The organism is Shewanella sp. KCT (assembly GCF_007636505.1).
GTDB lineage: Bacteria > Pseudomonadota > Gammaproteobacteria > Enterobacterales > Shewanellaceae > Shewanella > Shewanella halotolerans.
The window spans coordinates 1-16,704 of record NZ_LVDJ01000007.1; the positions used below are offsets into that span (position 1 = coordinate 1).

At 47.8% G+C, this 16,704-nt stretch carries 12 protein-coding genes, 1 rRNA gene and 1 pseudogene; 5 read left to right on the plus strand and 9 right to left on the minus strand.

The window, feature by feature from the left end; all coding sequences use genetic code 11:
* Both AYI87_RS11335 and ccoG read right to left on the minus strand, forming a co-directional pair.
* A 16S ribosomal RNA gene (locus tag AYI87_RS11335) occupies window positions 1–157 on the minus strand; the annotation flags it as partial.
* A 671-nt stretch (window positions 158–828) separates the two neighbouring features.
* Window positions 829–2,256 (minus strand): cytochrome c oxidase accessory protein CcoG, encoded by a 1,428-nt coding sequence (gene ccoG, locus AYI87_RS11340; RefSeq protein WP_144202197.1) that lies wholly within the window; start codon window positions 2,254–2,256, stop codon window positions 829–831.
* 88 nt (window positions 2,257–2,344) lie between these two features.
* Between ccoG and AYI87_RS11345 the strand changes: the two genes are divergently transcribed.
* The 3 genes from AYI87_RS11345 (at window position 2,345) to AYI87_RS11355 (ending at window position 4,148) form a co-directional block, all read left to right on the plus strand.
* Window positions 2,345–2,698, plus strand: coding sequence for a hypothetical protein (locus AYI87_RS11345; RefSeq protein WP_011867607.1), 354 nt, complete (start codon window positions 2,345–2,347; stop codon window positions 2,696–2,698).
* Window positions 2,699–2,820: 122 nt separating this feature from the next.
* Window positions 2,821–3,723, plus strand: a complete 903-nt coding sequence (locus AYI87_RS11350; RefSeq protein WP_144202199.1) for a 1,4-dihydroxy-2-naphthoyl-CoA synthase — start codon at window positions 2,821–2,823, stop codon at window positions 3,721–3,723.
* A gap of 233 nt (window positions 3,724–3,956) precedes the next feature.
* Window positions 3,957–4,148 (plus strand): DUF2061 domain-containing protein, encoded by a 192-nt coding sequence (locus AYI87_RS11355; protein WP_144202201.1) that lies wholly within the window; start codon window positions 3,957–3,959, stop codon window positions 4,146–4,148.
* Between the two features lie 140 nt (window positions 4,149–4,288).
* On the opposite strand, the gene AYI87_RS11360 is transcribed toward AYI87_RS11355, so the two are convergent.
* The 3 genes from AYI87_RS11360 to AYI87_RS11370 are packed head-to-tail and all read right to left on the minus strand — an operon-like array spanning window position 4,289 to window position 7,356.
* Entirely contained in the window at window positions 4,289–4,639 is a 351-nt protein-coding gene (locus tag AYI87_RS11360) for a cupredoxin domain-containing protein (protein ID WP_144202203.1), read from the minus strand.
* A gap of 9 nt (window positions 4,640–4,648) precedes the next feature.
* Window positions 4,649–6,892, minus strand: a complete 2,244-nt coding sequence (locus AYI87_RS11365) for a heavy metal translocating P-type ATPase (protein WP_144202205.1) — start codon at window positions 6,890–6,892, stop codon at window positions 4,649–4,651.
* Between the two features lie 2 nt (window positions 6,893–6,894).
* Window positions 6,895–7,356 carry a MerR family transcriptional regulator gene (locus AYI87_RS11370; RefSeq protein ID WP_144202207.1) on the minus strand — a complete coding sequence of 154 codons (462 nt, stop codon included), beginning with the start codon at window positions 7,354–7,356 and terminating at the stop codon, window positions 6,895–6,897.
* A 517-nt stretch (window positions 7,357–7,873) separates the two neighbouring features.
* On the opposite strand from AYI87_RS11370, the gene AYI87_RS11380 reads away from it, so the two are divergent.
* Both AYI87_RS11380 and AYI87_RS11385 read left to right on the plus strand, forming a co-directional pair.
* Complete coding sequence (locus tag AYI87_RS11380) at window positions 7,874–11,170, plus strand: Ig-like domain-containing protein (RefSeq protein WP_260865132.1); 3,297 nt, start codon at window positions 7,874–7,876, stop codon at window positions 11,168–11,170.
* A 153-nt stretch (window positions 11,171–11,323) separates the two neighbouring features.
* Window positions 11,324–12,046, plus strand: a complete 723-nt coding sequence (locus AYI87_RS11385) for an EAL domain-containing protein (protein ID WP_144202209.1) — start codon at window positions 11,324–11,326, stop codon at window positions 12,044–12,046.
* 226 nt (window positions 12,047–12,272) lie between these two features.
* Here the strand turns inward: AYI87_RS11385 and AYI87_RS21220 are convergent, their stop codons facing one another.
* From AYI87_RS21220 to AYI87_RS11400, 4 genes and pseudogenes are all read right to left on the minus strand, one after another.
* The gene (locus AYI87_RS21220; RefSeq protein ID WP_186300609.1) at window positions 12,273–12,410 is read right to left on the minus strand and encodes a hypothetical protein; all 138 of its coding nucleotides are present in this window, start codon (window positions 12,408–12,410) and stop codon (window positions 12,273–12,275) included.
* A 78-nt stretch (window positions 12,411–12,488) separates the two neighbouring features.
* Window positions 12,489–12,947 (minus strand): hypothetical protein, encoded by a 459-nt coding sequence (locus AYI87_RS11390; RefSeq protein ID WP_140055741.1) that lies wholly within the window; start codon window positions 12,945–12,947, stop codon window positions 12,489–12,491.
* Window positions 12,948–13,009: 62 nt separating this feature from the next.
* Complete coding sequence (locus AYI87_RS11395; RefSeq protein ID WP_144202211.1) at window positions 13,010–15,814, minus strand: hypothetical protein; 2,805 nt, start codon at window positions 15,812–15,814, stop codon at window positions 13,010–13,012.
* A gap of 161 nt (window positions 15,815–15,975) precedes the next feature.
* Window positions 15,976–16,630: pseudogene (locus AYI87_RS11400) on the minus strand (IS5 family transposase); the annotation flags it as partial.
* Window positions 16,631–16,704 lie beyond the last annotated feature (74 nt).

Genomic DNA, 16,704 nt, shown 5'->3' on the forward strand with positions numbered 1-16,704 from the left:
CTGTTATCCCCCTCGACTGGGCAGTTCCCTAGGCATTACTCACCCGTCCGCCGCTCGTCAGCAAAGAAAGCAAGCTTTCTTCCTGTTACCGCTCGACTTGCATGTGTTAGGCCTGCCGCCAGCGTTCAATCTGAGCCATGATCAAACTCTTCAATTAAAAGTTTTTGTGTTTGGCTTGCGCCAAACGACTCAATGAATTCTGATTCACATAAATGACTCGGAAGAATCATCTACATGTTTGTACATATTGCTATGAACACTCACTATCTCTAGTGAAACTAGATTTAGTAAATCATGCATTGAGATTTAAATCGTTTTCGATTGACTCAATACCTGTGAGTGTCCACACAGATTTCTTGTTTTATCTTGTTAAAGAGCATTGCATCGTTATTTTCGATGCCGCCGCTGGCGCCTGGCCGCTGGCTTAGGGATGCGTATTCTACACTTCCCGATGTTGGCGTCAAGGGTTAATTTTAAGAAGTTTTTCAAGCGTCGATTCTTTAACCAGAAAGCGACATTTGAAAGCCTTAAACCACTCTCTGCCCGACTCAACTCATTGCGTTTAACCGCGACTGGAATCGAGTCACTGACCAGGCTGAACCCCTCTGTTTATCTGGTTTTCACCAGTTGAAGAAGTTGCTGCGCCGTGTCAGTGGATGCGCATTATAGGGAGACGATTCTTTTACGCAAGGGCTTTTTGAAAGAAAATGACACTTTGAAGACTAAGCGGGCAATAATCAGACATTAAGTACAAAAAAGGGGCTAAAAAGCCCCTTTTTCCTATCTTTCGCTATCTTTTACTATTAACGAGTAATAGTCGAAGCCAGGTTATTGGCTAAAGAAGCGCGACTCTTGGGTCGCCTCGACTGTCTCACCGTCTAATACCGTGGTGACCTTGAAGTCGACTCTGGTCATGGCACGTGACAGTCCTACAGGATCCACGGCGACACTCACAGGCAGGGTCAGCACCTCGCCTCCTTCGATGGTCACAGATTGCGGACCATACCACTGATAGTCAGGCAGACCTTCGACACTGAGTTGATACTCATGCTTGGCTTCCGTCTTATTGAGGATCTTCAGGGTAAAGGTGTTCTCAATTAGACCTTGATCATTTTCCCTAAAGAGCTGGTTACGGTCGCGAATGATATCGATACGCACAGGCGCTATGGTCACCGTCGCATAGATAAAGACTAAGATCATGAATGCCAACACGGCGCCATAACCCAGGAGCTTAGGTCGTAGTACCTTCTCTTTCACGCCTTCGAGTTTGTTTTCTGTGGTGTAGGCAATTAGGCCTTTGTCGTAACCCATGCGCTCCATGGTGGTATCACAGGCGTCGATACACGAGCCACAGTTAATACACTCATATTGCAGACCGTTACGAATATCGATACCGGTAGGGCACACCTGCACACAGAGATCGCAGTCGATACAATCGCCCAGCCCAAGGGCCTTAGGATCGGCCTTACGCGAACGGGGACCACGATTTTCACCGCGCTTAGTGTCATAACCCACGATAAAGGTGTTCTTGTCGAACATAGCCGATTGGAAGCGGGCATATGGGCAAATGTGGATACACATGATCTCGCGCATCCAGCCGGCATTACCATAGGTGGCCACGGTAAACAGGGTTACCCAGAAATAGATGGCGCCCGAGGCGCTGCCACTAAAGACGTCGGCATAGACTTCGGTAGTCGGTACGAAATAGGAGACGAAGGTCATGGCGGTGAGTAGCGACACCAACAACCAGGAGAGATGCTTGGCGGTCTTGCGCCAGACCTTATTAAAACTCCATGGCATCTGATCTAACTTCATCCGCTTATTACGGGCACCTTCAAATTTCTCTTCGAACCAGATGAAAATAAAGGTCCACACCGTCTGCGGGCAGGTATAACCACACCAGACACGGCCAAGATAAGTTGTCACAAAAAAGAGACCAAACGCGGCTATCATTAATAATGCAGCGAGTAAGGTAAGGTCTTGGGGCCAAATGGTTAGGCCGAAGATATGAAACTTCTGCTCACCCAGGTTAAACCAGACGGCTTGTCTGTCTCCCCAGGGGATCCAGGGCAAGATGAGGAAAAAGAGCATAGCAACCCAGCCCAAGCGGCGACGTAGCTGAGTCCAAAATCCTTCTATTGCTCTAACATAAATACGATTGCGGGGATTAAAACGATCGGATTTATTCTCGTCCGGCTGATGAATTTTGATCCGCTCAGCCTTGGAATAATCCTTTTTATTTGATTCTGCGTTCATATTTAACAGCCTTACAGCTTTAATATTCCATGAAAACTGGCTTATTATACATTTCTAATACTGATTGTTCACCATGGTTGGATAAATAATGAGAGGCTGGATTATTTTAGGTGCAGGGATAGGATTACTCTATTATCTAGCGACCGAGACAGACAAACTCGATGAGCCCATCGCGCAAACGGATGCCCTGATGAAGCGTATCGAACGTAAACTTGACTCGATGACGGGAACCAAGATCATTCGCGTCGACAAGAATATTGCGATGTTCAAGACGCAAATCGCCGAGCGACTGACTCGAAAAGAGTTAGCGGCACTGGACAATATTCTCGAATCGAAAGAATCGGTACTCGAGTTTACCGAGAAATATTGCGGCAACAGCAGCAATCGCTTTGACGAGCTGAGCAAAGATAACCAGCAATTTATCTGCGACAAGCTCAGATAATCCCTCACAGGCGGCAGAAAGCTTTGCCCAGCGCACGGTTTTCTGCAGCCTAATTGATCTCTACTCATAATGAGCCTAGCCTTGGCTCATCATCTCGATGCGACATACATAGGGTTACGAACATGACAGACAAGGTTTCCGATATCTTTGATCCCTCCTTATGGGATCGAGTACCTGGATTTGATTTCGAAGATATTACCTACCATAGGGCGAAGGATCAGGGCACGGTACGTATCGCCATCGATCGTCCAGATTGCCTCAACTCATTTCGCCCTAAGACGGTCGATGAACTCTATATCGCCCTGGATCATGCCCGCCAATGGTCTGATGTAGGTTGTGTGCTCCTGACCGGCAACGGCCCGTCGGCCAAGGGACAATGGTCTTTCAGTGCTGGCGGTGATCAACGTATTCGCGGCAAGGATGGCTACAAGTATGAAGGCGAAGAGACAGATAAACCCGACTTGGCGCGCATGGGCCGCTTGCATATCTTAGAGGTGCAGCGCCTGATCCGTTTCATGCCTAAGGTGGTAATAGCGGTCGTGCCGGGCTGGGCGGTAGGCGGTGGTCATAGCCTGCATGTGGTCTGCGATCTAACCTTGGCGTCTAAAGAGCATGCGGTATTTAAACAAACCGACCCAGATGTAGGCAGCTTCGACTCGGGGTACGGCAGCGCCTACCTCGCCAAGATGATTGGCCAGAAGCGCGCCCGGGAAATTTTCTTCCTCGGTTTTAATTACAGCGCCGATGAGGCGTTCGACATGGGCATGGTCAATCGCGCCATCCCCCATGCTGAGTTGGAAACCGAGGCACTGAGATGGGCCAAAGAGATCAACTCTAAGTCGCCTACTGCCATGCGTATGTTGAAGTATGGCTTTAACCTGCCGGACGATGGCTTAGTGGGTCAGCAACTGTTTGCCGGTGAGGCGACACGCCTGGCCTATGGTACCGACGAAGCGGTAGAAGGACGTGATGCCTTCCTGGAAAAACGGGATCAGGATTTCTCTAAGTTCCCTTGGCATTATTAGTGTCTAAGTACGACTAAACCTAAGCGCATTGCTAATCGGTACGCATTAAGAATCAATAGCCAAATAACACCAGCCACCCAGAGTGCCAGTTAAGGAATCTGTCACTCTGGGCATTTTTCTCGACTCGCTCATCTTTATTAATCGTCTTACTGCATTAAGCCAATCGCACTCTCCGACTTTACAATTTAAATGATAATGATTATCATTTGATTAAATCTAAGAGGAGACGCATCATGGCTAAGACATTCACCTTTGCAGTACTACACTTCGGTGTCGCATTCGGAATCACCTACCTGTTAACCGGTAGCATAGTGATAGGTGGCGCCGTGGCACTCATAGAACCGGCGATCAACACTGTCGTGTTCTACTTCCACGATAAGGTGTGGCAGCGCATAGAGAAGCGCTCCCAGCCGCTGTTAGCCTGATTGGCTAAAATTATTGTCTCTCCGGCGTATCTTTTCTACTCTCCGTATAAAAAACAGGGCAAACCTGGTAATAAGGTTTGCCCTACTATTTGTACCAATTCCCGCTGCTGACCCTTAGTCGACGCTTTCATTCACCCTTTTCATTCGACGACTAGCACACCTTTGTACATCTGCATCTGGCAGTGGAATGCATACTCTCCGGGTGTCATGGCCGGAATATTAATAACCGTAGGCTTATCCAATGCCAGCTCCTCACTGATCTCCAGCGCCGGCAGCTGTAGGGTCGCCGAACAGGCTGACTTATCCTGCCTTAGAAAGGTGAGTGATGTCGCCTGCCCCGAGGGGATCTTGATACGCGACGGCGTATATACCCCATCCTTGACCACAATCTCTATGCCTTCTTGACTCACGGGCGTCTCGGGCGAGTAGAGCCAGAACCACCAAACAATAAAACCTATCAGGGCGAGACAGAACAGATTGATAAATAACATACCAGCCTCCTAATGCGCTTTGGCTTTAAACAGACGCAGACGATTGGCGTTGCTCACCACGGTTAGCGATGAGAAGGCCATGGCCGCACCGGCAATCACAGGATTAAGCAGTAAGCCAAACATGGGGTAGAGGATCCCGGCGGCAATGGGAATACCGGCGGCGTTATAGACGAAGGCGCCAAACAGATTCTGTTTGATATTTCTCAGCGTCGCCTTGCTGACCGCAATCGCATCGGCCAAGCCGTGCAAGGAGCCTCGCATCAGGGTAATGTCGGCACTCTCAATCGCCACATCCGTACCCGTACCTATGGCAAAGCCCACGTTAGCCAGTGCCAGCGCCGGGGCATCGTTGATACCATCTCCCGTCATACCCACTACCTCGCCATCTTGCTGCAGCTCGGCGACCTTACTGGCCTTATCCTGGGGCATCACCTCGGCAAAAAACGTATCTATACCCACCTTATCCGCCACCGCCGCGGCCGTGGCCTGATTATCTCCGGTTAACATCACCACCTTAATGCCATTGTGCTTGAGCCGTGCGATCGCCTCGGCCGAGTCAGGCTTAATAGGATCTGCCACCGCTATGATGGCAATAAGCTCTTTGTCCTGCGCCAGATACATGGGCGTCTTGGCCTCCGCCGCCAACTGCTGCGCCTTGGCCTGGTAGGCCTGAGTATCCACACCGAAGTCCTGCATCAATGCCTGATTACCGAACAGCAGGGCCTGCCCATTCAATTTGGCCTCGACCCCGCGCCCGGAGATGGCATTAAAGTCCTCGACAGCCTCCATTTGTATGCCGCGGCTGTTAGCCGTCTCGACAATCGCCTCGGCCAGGGGATGCTCTGAGTATCGCTCGATACCGGCGGCCAGGGCTAATACCTCGTCCTCGCCAATAGAAGCAGCCTGAGTGACCACCACATCTGTGACCTGAGGTGAGCCCTGGGTAATAGTGCCCGTCTTATCCAGTACCATGACACTGATCTTAGAGGCGGTTTGTAGCGCCTCGCCGTTACGGATCAACACCCCAGACTCGGCAGCCTTGCCCACACCCACCATGACAGACATAGGCGTAGCCAACCCAAGGGCACAGGGACAGGCGATAATCAACACAGTAGTAGCCGAGACGATGGCAAACACCATGGAAGGTTCGGGGCCGAAATTAAACCACACCATGGCGCTAACGATGGCGATTATCATGATGGCCGGTACGAAATAGCTGGCAATTAGATCGGCAAGCCTACCTATTGGCGGCTTAGAGTTCTGCGCCCGCTTCACCATGGCAATGATTCTGGCCAGCGCAGTGTCTTTACCCACCCGGGTCGCACTAAAGACGATGGAACCGGACTTGTTTAAGGTCCCCGTGACAACTTCGCTGTCGATAGCCTTCTCAACCGGCATAGGTTCGCCGGTCAACATAGACTCATCCACCATGGTGGTGCCCTCGATGACCACGCCATCGACGGGGATCTTCTCGCCGGGGCGCACCCGCACCTTGTCACCTTGCAGCACCTGAGCAATGTCGATATCCAGCTCTTTACCATCGCGTATCACCCGCGCCGTCTTGGCCTGTAAGCCGATCAGACGCTTAATCGCCTCTGAGGTCTTGCCCCTGGCCTTGACCTCCAGCGCCAATCCCAAGTTAATCAAACCTATGATCATCGCCGTGGCCTCAAAATAGACGTGGCGCGCCATCTCGGGCAGCAGGGTTGGAAAGGCGACCACCAGCATGGAATAGAGCCAGGCGGTGCCTGTGCCTAAGGCGATAAGCGTGTCCATGTTGGCGTTGTGGTGTACAAAGGATTTCCACGCCCCCACATAGAAATGTTTACCAGACAGGAGCATGATGCTCAGGGTCACCAAGCCCACCAGCCCCCAGGCTAATTGCTCGTTCGTGGTCGTTACCGTCATCTCGCCGATAAACAGGCCGTAGATCATCAAGGGAATACCGACAGACAAGGCAATAAAGGTATGGCGCAGCAGGCTGCGGTAATAGTCGAGATCCGCCTGCTCCTTCTCATCCATGGCATCATTACCCGCCTCGGCCTGCAGCTGGGTCGCGTTATAACCCGCCGCCTCGACGGCCGCAATCAGCTGCTGCGGCGTTGCCGAGCCCGAGACATCGACGATGCGCTCGGCAAAGTTCATCTCGGCCGAGTCTACACCGGGCACAGATTTTAATGCCTTCTCTATCTTACCGACGCAGCTGGCACAGCCGGCACCTATGATATTGAGTTGTACTCTGTTGGTGTCCATCTTCAATCCTCCAGGCTAGGCGTCATGCTTGATTCACGATTGGCTTCTGTGTAACTGCTTTCTGTATAAGTGCCTTCGATTAGATGGCAGATCATGTTGCCGGTCGGCGCCTTGTCCGGCTTATGGGACCAATCCGCTACCGCATTCGACAGCTTGCGTCTCAGCTTTACCATCTCTTCAAACTGCTTCTCTGTCTCCTCGAGCTTCAGCTGGATCATCTGCCGCACCAAGCCGCAAGCACTCTCGCCCTGATCCGTGCGCGAGAAGATCACCTTGATCTCATCGACGCTAAACCCCAGGTTTCTAGCGCTTAAGATAAACTGCATTCGCGACTGATCCTTGTCGCTGTAGTCCTTGTAGCCGTTGACCGAAGACTTAGCCGGGCTCAGCAGGCCGATGCGGGTATAGAAGCGCACGGTATCGCCCGTAATATTAAGATTCTTTGCTAGTTGATTGACGCGCATAACCACTCCAAGGAGACATTTTTTAAACTCATGCCTTGACTATAAACCTGTGTGTTAGACACAGGTCAAGGAACTCAGGAAGAAAAAATCGAAAGCGTGGTGAAAAAGCGACTGGCATAAAAAAAGCAGCCGTTAGAGAGGCTGCTTTTTCTGATATAGGTGTAAACCCACAAAAAAGTATCATACTTTTATACCCATAACTTATTGATTATGAAAACAACCATTGTTTTATGGTTTTCTGAAAGTATCATACTTTTATTTTAATTACTTGATACAATCAAATCAGACTGAGACAAAAAACTATCACACTCATTAATAACGACTGATTAACTATACAAAGGCTAACTCGAAACTTCTGAGTAAAAAGACTAGTCTGGGGAAAGTCTCTTTGGCTGAGGTGAGTGGAGGGGCAGGAAGCACTACGCTAATTAAGGTCTTTAGACTCACGCCAAAGTTTAACTAACTCTGCTATACTGATCATTGTTCCAATTTCATAGCTAAAATGCGAGCTATCTATATGAAAAATATAATTATCACTTTTGTAGTATCTTGTTTTTTACTCTCTGGGTGTGACAACAAGAGTCATACCAATCACACACCAAGCAAAGCAGAGGTCATCAATATTACCGTAACGCCTTCGTCTGTTAATATTGCGAAAGGTCAGACTCAGTCGTTAACCGCTAAAGCGACATACAGTGATAAGACTTCACTTGACGTTTCTAGCTCAGTGACATGGACGCTGGTTGATACCAATACGGCAACCGTGTCATCAGCAGGTTTATTGTCGGGTGTTGAGGTGGGTAGCACAACACTTACAGCCTCGAAGGATGGTGTGACCAGTAATGCGGTGAACGTAAATGTATCGGCTGCGGTGATCACCGCGATTCAAGTGACTCCACAGACGATTGACGTAGCGAAAGGTCAAACTCGTCAGTTAACGGCCACGGCAACGTACAGTGATGGCGCTTCATCTCCGGTCACACACGCTGTCACATGGACACCTGCCGATACCAATACCGCCATGGTAACCTCTAATGGTCTACTGTCATGCATCGAGGTCGGTAGCACAAGCCTCACAGCCACTAAGGACGGTATGCTCAGTAATACCGTAAACGTTACCTGCCATAATATAGAAAAGAAGACTGACATACTGTTGACTCATCCGTCCGGTGGCCTCGGGACGGTTGGTCAATGGAGTATTCTCAATGATGATTTAAGCTTACAAGATACCTTATTTGAAACACAAGGCTTGCCTTCTCCGAATATCGAGGCGCTGTTTTCCGGTGGCGGTATTGACAATATTGGTGGCAAAAAAAGCGGTTTTGTCTATTCAAAAGCAAACCATCACTTTTACGGTATTATCAATACCACTGTCATGAAGTTCGATCCAGAGCTTAATCAAGCCAGTATTGTGACTATCATCCCTGATTTTTATAAATCCAATTATCTTAAGCCTTTCAGTCATTATGTGCTAAAACCTGTCGTGTCGCCCAATGGCAAGAGCTTAATCATTTTCGCAACTCAGGGAGGCAGAGCCTTGCCAGCCTCCCCTGCTGGTCATGCACATACGACGAGTGGGGGGGTAGTACATATCAACATTGATGAGACCAGTCGTAATTTTGGTCTGGCTAATATTGTTTATGAGTTCTATGACTATAGTAACCAGCCCGGCAAAGACTGGCGTGATCGCATCTTCGAGATTGTGACTGAACCGATGCTCTATGATGATGGTACCGATCCTTCGATTTTCCTGGGTTCTGTATACGAGATTATTGATAAAAATATGTGCCAACAATCTAATGGTAAATGCACTACCTCCGGAAAGCTGTTTAGCATCCACCCGAGCGACCAAAGTGATTGGGCCAAACCTTGGGACATTCGTGGCAACGTCATGGGACATGTCATTAACCTTGGTCGTACTCCGTATTATGATAGTCGAGAAAATGTTATCTGGGGCGTGGGAGAAAATGACTATCAAATGTCACTGTTTAAATTAACGCCAAATGGGGAGTGGGCACCAGATCCGGCTTCGGCTGATGGTATATGGCGTCAGTCCCATATTGTCTGGAGCACCACTCATGGGACCTATCACCCACAAGCGGTGGTGGATGGTTTTGGGGACAAAGCACAAGTCTGGACCTCTGGTAGCGTTCGCGGTAGCATTCCCGAATATCGCCACCCCATGTTAAGCGACATTTATGGTCATAAAGAGCCCGATATACTGCAAAGTTTCCAAGGTCTATGGAAACCGGATTTAAGTGGTTATGCCGCCCCTGCCCATGTTTCCACAAGTCGAAGCAGTTCAACGATGTGGGTGGTGGGGACACCTGATGCAACAGCTGACGATTTTTACCGCTCTCAAATCACTTTTTTAAAGCAAACTCATCCTTATGGCGATACCGAATACAGTAAAAACCTGCAAACCTTACTGGATGAATACCATGTCGTGAACTCCTATGTGGATGAAATCAATACCCGCTCACTGTCCCAACAGCGCTTAATCGGTGGTAATGCCACTGAGGGGACGTTTTTCGCTGGTAGTGCCGCAATAGGAGATGAAGGCCGTTTGGATACGACGTTATACACTGACGGGTTACTGCTCGCACTCGCAACCGGTGGCGCTGAAAATGGTGATGGAGCCTTGATTAAATACAACCGTAATACCACCGAAATCACGCGCATTCCGTTCGGCACTCACGAGGCAGGCCATCCAGTAGGGAAAGCGTTGCAACTCCATTCATCTCTCGTGATAGGCGGCACATCGAAAGTGGCCCAGGCCAAACTCAAGCCCATGGAAACTGAAGTAGGCATTTGGACGGCTGATCTTCAATCAGGCACATTCTCTGATGAGAGACTACCAGGCACCAATGTCAAAGGTGTTTCAGGTGATGTCTATTTAGAAGCCGCGACCGCGCCATTGGCGTTTGTCCAGGCCAGTAATGGTGACGTTTGGGCAAATGCCACTTATTGGGCGTACGACTTATTCTCGTTTATTGCCTATCCACAAACCCATGACGAACTTCGTGCCGGCCTGTTCAAAATAGATGGCAACACTGGCGCGATTAAGGCGGGTCCCTTTATCACCACTGATGGCCCCAAATATTTAATGGAAAACCCCATCACGCCCATCAGCGGTAATGGTCAATTGGCGATGTTCTTTGAAGGCGCGGGAGTGAACGATACCCCCAATATTGGTCAGAACCTGTTTATTTATGATCTCAATAATATGGACCGCTTACAGTTCAAGAAACTCGCATTTTCGCCGGATAATCTGGGACAGTCCTCAGGCTTATGGGGCGCGCGTTTTTCACCGGTTTACGATACCACCACAATGGCATGGTATGTTATCACTACCCATAATGCGTCAGTAAATGAACTGAACTTGGTAAAATTATCGGCACAAACAGACATGATGACGGATGCCGTCGTCACCCCGTTGAATGTCACTTGGCCAGCAGGCACACCGATGACGGATAAACACTATGTGAGCACATCTCTATTCGTCGGGTCGGATAATTTACTGTATTTTGGGGCCAATGATGGCAAGCTGATGCGATTTAATCCAGCCCATAACACCATTGAAGTGGCTTACGATTTTGCGCCTGTGAGTGGTGTTGCCGAGCTGCGCGGTTTCTTAAACGAAAAGGAAGGGATGATAATGGGCGTCATTGTCGACTCAACGGAAACCATCAGTGAAAGCGGTGTGAGACTTTTTCGTTATGACATCAACAGTGGCACAGCCCACACGGTCAACGCCGAGGGGATGGCGGGAAGCGATGACCCCTATCCAGGTCTCACCCTCATCAACCGCTGAGCACTTCTCATAAACTGGGTTGAGCACGCAACAGACAAGTTGTTGTTGCGTGTTAGCCTGATAGCAAATGGAGGATAAAGTGATGACTTTAACTTTTTATCCACCTATTTATAATTAAGCAACAACATTACGCCAAGCAGGGAAAAAGATATTATGACTCAAGAGCCCCCATCAACAAATGCCTACTTTCAGGAAATCATTGCCAGATATCCCGAAAAAACACCAGGCCTGAGCTATGAAGTGTTGTTTCGTCCGTCCCAGCCTGGCACGTCAACGATAGAAGATTTCTATCAACAACTCGCCGAAAGCGCATTACTCTCTCTTACCTTAACGCAATTACATCAACTGGCGGAGACGGACTACAGCCAGATGGATATTGTGTCGCCCACCTGTCATCACATTGCACGTTTGTTTGTGAACATTGAAGCCAGAGTACTTCCTCTGGTGGAGGCGGAACTGATTTGGCTGAATGACACCTTAAGGCTGCAACACGATATTGAATTGGTCATCGAAATCACCGAGAGAGTACCACCTGAGCAGGTTCAAGCCGTGTTTCGCAGCGTGGCTTATTTCCATGATGTTGGACTGAAGATAGCCCTTGATGACTTTGAGCCTAACTACGACCTAAGAGCGCCCTGGCTCAAGACCGGATGCATCGCATACATCAAGTTAATTCTTCCGCCCAATTTTGAAAATGACACACAAGTCCGACTGAGTTTTATTGAGCACATTTACCAACTTAAGGATATCTCGACGTGTAATGTGATTGTTGAAAAGGTGGAAACGCTCGAGCAGTTTTGGCTCATGGAGCAGATTCCCTACGATGGCTTGCAAGGGTATCTCTTTTCCAGACCCAAGCGACTCGCTGAGCCGTAGCCTGTTATGCGCCAATGCATTATCGATATCACGGCTAAAAGGCGCAAAGGGTAGCGCGCAAACCGCGTAGGCGGTAAAAACGTGGAAAAGAGGGCAAAAGCAACGCGCTTTTGCCCTCAGGCTATTTATGGTTTCACTTCAATGACCACGCGGCGCTGCGCGGCCTCAGACAGTCCCGCTTGTGGCTCAGACTCGCCCACCCCGCGGGCATGGACGGCATCTGGACTTACGCCTTGCTGAGCCAGGTAATCCCCCGCCGCTCAGACAAGGCTTGGTTGTACGCCGCCGAGCCGACAGTGTCGGTATGTACCACCAGTTCAACCTGCCCGGTGGGCGTTTGCAGGGTTTGAGATCCAACGTACATTTTTATGGTTAAGCCATTTATTTTAAGTTGCTTATATTTCTCACCCAAAGCTACTTAGGCTTAGCGAGCAAAGATACTCTACACCTTTTTATGCGCTCTAATACTTCTAAACTCACCTTGCCAAACTAAGGCGCGATAACAAGGACCTACTGAATCACTACATTCAGACGAGTGAACGCCTAATAGCAAAACGTTATTACTGCCCATTTCAACGACTTTCCATTGGTGTGCTAAAAACTCGTATTCTTCATTATCAACGATGACCCAAAGGTAAGTTCCCCCAGTTCCGCCCCATAGTGTCATGGCGGATGAGCAAGAAAATTGTGAAGCATCGACAATCTCTTCTGGCTTACCATCACCTGTAAGGTCAAAAAGCTGAATAGATTGCTCCGTTGAGTCAAACTCACCACTATCTAAGCTAGTGCACTCGGCTTTGGCTGTTTGAACGCGCTTCGTTGCAAGCCCCATGTCTTCATTTGCCATAAGGAATGCGGGATAACTAAATGTAAACAATAACATTAAGGTTAATAATCTCATATTGCTCCTCCAACCAATCTATTTAATTAATGTTAAAAGACGCCCTAAGGCGCCTTTTAACATTAATTAGCCACTTCGCGTGTTATGGGTAATAACCCAGGGAAAGTATCGCTAACACTGATACGATCACTAACATCAACAAACTCTATTATTTGAGTCTCTAAGTCATACATATATGCACGAGTGGCAACTTCACTTTCAGAGGCACTTGAATCAACCACAATACCTGAAATAACGCCTTCTGAAAGCTCTGAAATAAAGCCTCTAGCATCAGATGTCATCCCAGTTTCGACTAAATCCGCCACTTGTATTACGATAAGCTCTTCTGGATTGAATTGCATTAACGCCCCATCACGGGTGCCGTAATAAAACATGCCGTCAGAACCTTCAAATAAAGGTGTACTTGGTATTTTGGTTTCTCCAGATATCACAGTCATAAGTGATGGTTTATCAGTCACGATATCACCAAGCTCCATACGATGAACTCTTACTTCTTCACCAGCACTTGTCGCTAAGGTCATAAAATAAAAATGCCCTGTCGCTTTCTGTGCTGTTGGTGCAAATGGGGTAGACCAAGCGGTATTTAGTTCTCCTCCTTCTGGTGACAGCATTACCATGTTGAATTCAGGCTTAGCCTCAGCAGATACATCTGCTATCCATAAACGCTCGCCTATGGTGACAGGATCATTTCGAAGTGCAGGCGTCACATAAGTTAATATGTTCTGAGCAATACTCGCTTCAGTAAAGTAATTACCCACTAATGTCGGGCTATCGGCAAGAATATGTATATCACCTGTGGGCTTACCAGTTTCAGCATCAAATTTGACCAATGCCATGGTTTCACGCGTGCAGGCTTTGCCTATCAAGAAACAAGAGAAATCAATACCAATATCAAACACTTGATAACTTACTGCCGACCAAATATCTCCTGTTGCTGCTTTAACAAAGGTCTTAGGGGCATATAACGCATCGATTAAGCATTGTGATGAGCTGCCACATCGCCCAGTGGTTGATGGCAGTTCATATTCAACTATCGATGCAGCATCATCTGCTTTAATCCATACACCAACATCAGGCTTTTGCGGGGCTAGTCCTGAATGGGAAAGTTTTAATGTACCGCCTAATATGGTGCCATTTTCCAATTGAATTGCTTGCCCAGCTGGCGCTATAGGCATGCTTGTCCCTAATGGAATACTTGTGGTGGTATTATTGAATCTGTCGTGCTTAACAATAGCACCAGCACCATGTGTCCCGCCCGTAATGGCTAATGAGACAATAAAGCGGTCTGTTAATGGTTCACTTTTTAGCCCACCAATTGCTGGAGAACCAATTAGGGTATAACCACTCTCGGTACTGCCTTTAAATAAATTGATTCTACCAAAGTTTTGAAAATCATAACGATCCATTTGCGAGGGCAGGATATCAAAATCGCTGTATAGCTCATCAAGGGATTTGGTTAGTAACGGATCTTCAAGCGGGTTGTCTACATCACGTAAATTATCTTTCGCTATTCCAAGTGATGTTCTAAAATTTTTTTCATCCATATTGGGAACGGCGTTCAAATAATGATAGCCCGTACTTAGGCTACTGCTTAGTCCCCCTGCTAATAACCATGCTGTAGGGCTAACATCGTAAGAACTAAACGTTTCTCGAATTGTAGCTTGGTTATTCAAACCAACCTGCAATATTTTCCCTCTACATTGAAATGGAGAAGGGCAACCAGAACGGTACCCAGCTGTAAACAAATAAGTTTTTCCCGCTTGAGAGAATATAGCTTGAGGGCTTGTTACCCAATATTCTTTAGGTATAAATATATTATTTGACTCCACTTTTCCAGTTGGACCTTTTCGTTTAAAGACGACACTATCTTCGAGAAAATCTGTTGGAGATAACTCCATTGCAAACCATAATTCATCATTATGACTGTCATACCAAATATTTTGCGCAGGCTTCCCAATGCCACCACTTCCTGGAGCCCCTATCATCTGCCAAGGTTTTGACCAGTCATCTATATCACTAGGAACAAGTGAAATGGCTTCAGATGGGTTAACCTCATTCCCCCCAAAATGATCATAAGATGTGTCTGTCACGAGAAAAAGCACTTGCCCTGCTGAGGTTTCTGCGAGTAAGGGCTGCGTTCTTACCACGTCTAATTGTTGTTGCCAAGTAAGGCCAACACCATGTTCATGAAAACCATATACTGGAGTAAATTTACCGTATGTTTCGCTGTCACCGTCGATGTTTAAATGCACAACGCCACCAATGGTATTATCTTGATTCCCCGAAGATGAAGGAACCACTGGCCCTCCATGTTGCGCCACTAACAATAGTGATTTTCCATCAGGGCTAATTACGGGCGAAGTCAAATAATCAGAATAAGGCGTTGTGGCATCAAAGGGGAATAATTTTGGAATAGTAGCAACATGCTGAATTTCATCGGTATTCGGATTGAAACGAATAACCGATCCAAAGGCGTGGGTCGAATTAACGAAGGGATCGATACCGATATTATCATAAGCGGGTAATACGCCATAAAAATAGCCATCAACTGGGTTAAAATAAAAACCAGCCCTAGCACCAGTCTCACTATTGGTTCCCGTCACTGCAGTTGGATCAATTAAAGATGTCCCAGTACTTTCGTATATGGTAGAAAATGAGCTAAGTTTTGTATCGGATGAAATCCACTGCCCTATAGCATCTTCTCCACCATCGGTGTTTAACAGTAGAACAACCGTTTCTTTTGCTGGAGGAGGTGTGGGGCCAGGGCCGGGAGCAGTTCCGCCATTGTCATGATCATTTTTATGACAGGCAGTCAGTGTAGATACTGCAATAGCGACACTTGCAAAAAACTTTAAATAATTATTCATTCCTCTATAACTCCTCAGCTATTGTCAAATGTGGTGTATGGAGTGACCGATGCAAGCGATATGAATTTCTCGCTATTATCCTTTGATCCGTCAGTTGCCAAAAAATCGGCACGAGCTAATTCTAGTCCAATTCAGGCACGATGTCGCTTCCGATCAATTACACCGGAAACGAATTCCTCTTCACCGTTCAGCAAATTATTCAATTGATGCAGGCCATGTTCGTTGGCGGCAATGGTGACTAGCGTATGGGTTAGACCGCCCTTGGCATCCACGCCAATATGGGCTTTCATGCCGAAATACCATTCGTTGCCTTTCTTGGTCTGATGCATATCTGGATCAGGCTCATTGTTTTTATTCTTAGTGGAGTTCAGTGCTTGGATGATGGTGGCATCGACCAAGGTTCCTTGCGTCATCATCACTCCACTGTCCGACAGCCATTGGTTAAAGGTGTTGAATAATTTGCGTGTGAGTTGGTGCTTTTCCAGTGAGTGCCTAAAGTTCATGATGGTGGTACGGTCTGGTATCGCTTTATCCAGTGACAATTGTGCGAACTGACGCATAGAAGCTATTTCGTATAACGCATCTTCGGTCGCTTCATCACCAAGACTGTACCACTGCTGCATACAATGAATGCGGAACATAGTCTCAAGTGGATACGGGCGGCGGCCGTTGCCAGCTTTAGGGTAAAAGGGTTCAATCACCTCGAGCTGTTGAGACCACGGTAACAGGTTGTCCATCCGGGATAAAAATCTCTTTGCGAGTCTGGCGGCGCTTGCTGGAAAACTCACGATCGGCAAAGGTTAATTGTTGGTTCATTGGTGTTGGTCGTTGTGATGGACTGTACTACTATGATCTCACATCAGGGACTTATTCGCTGGATTTGCCCCCAT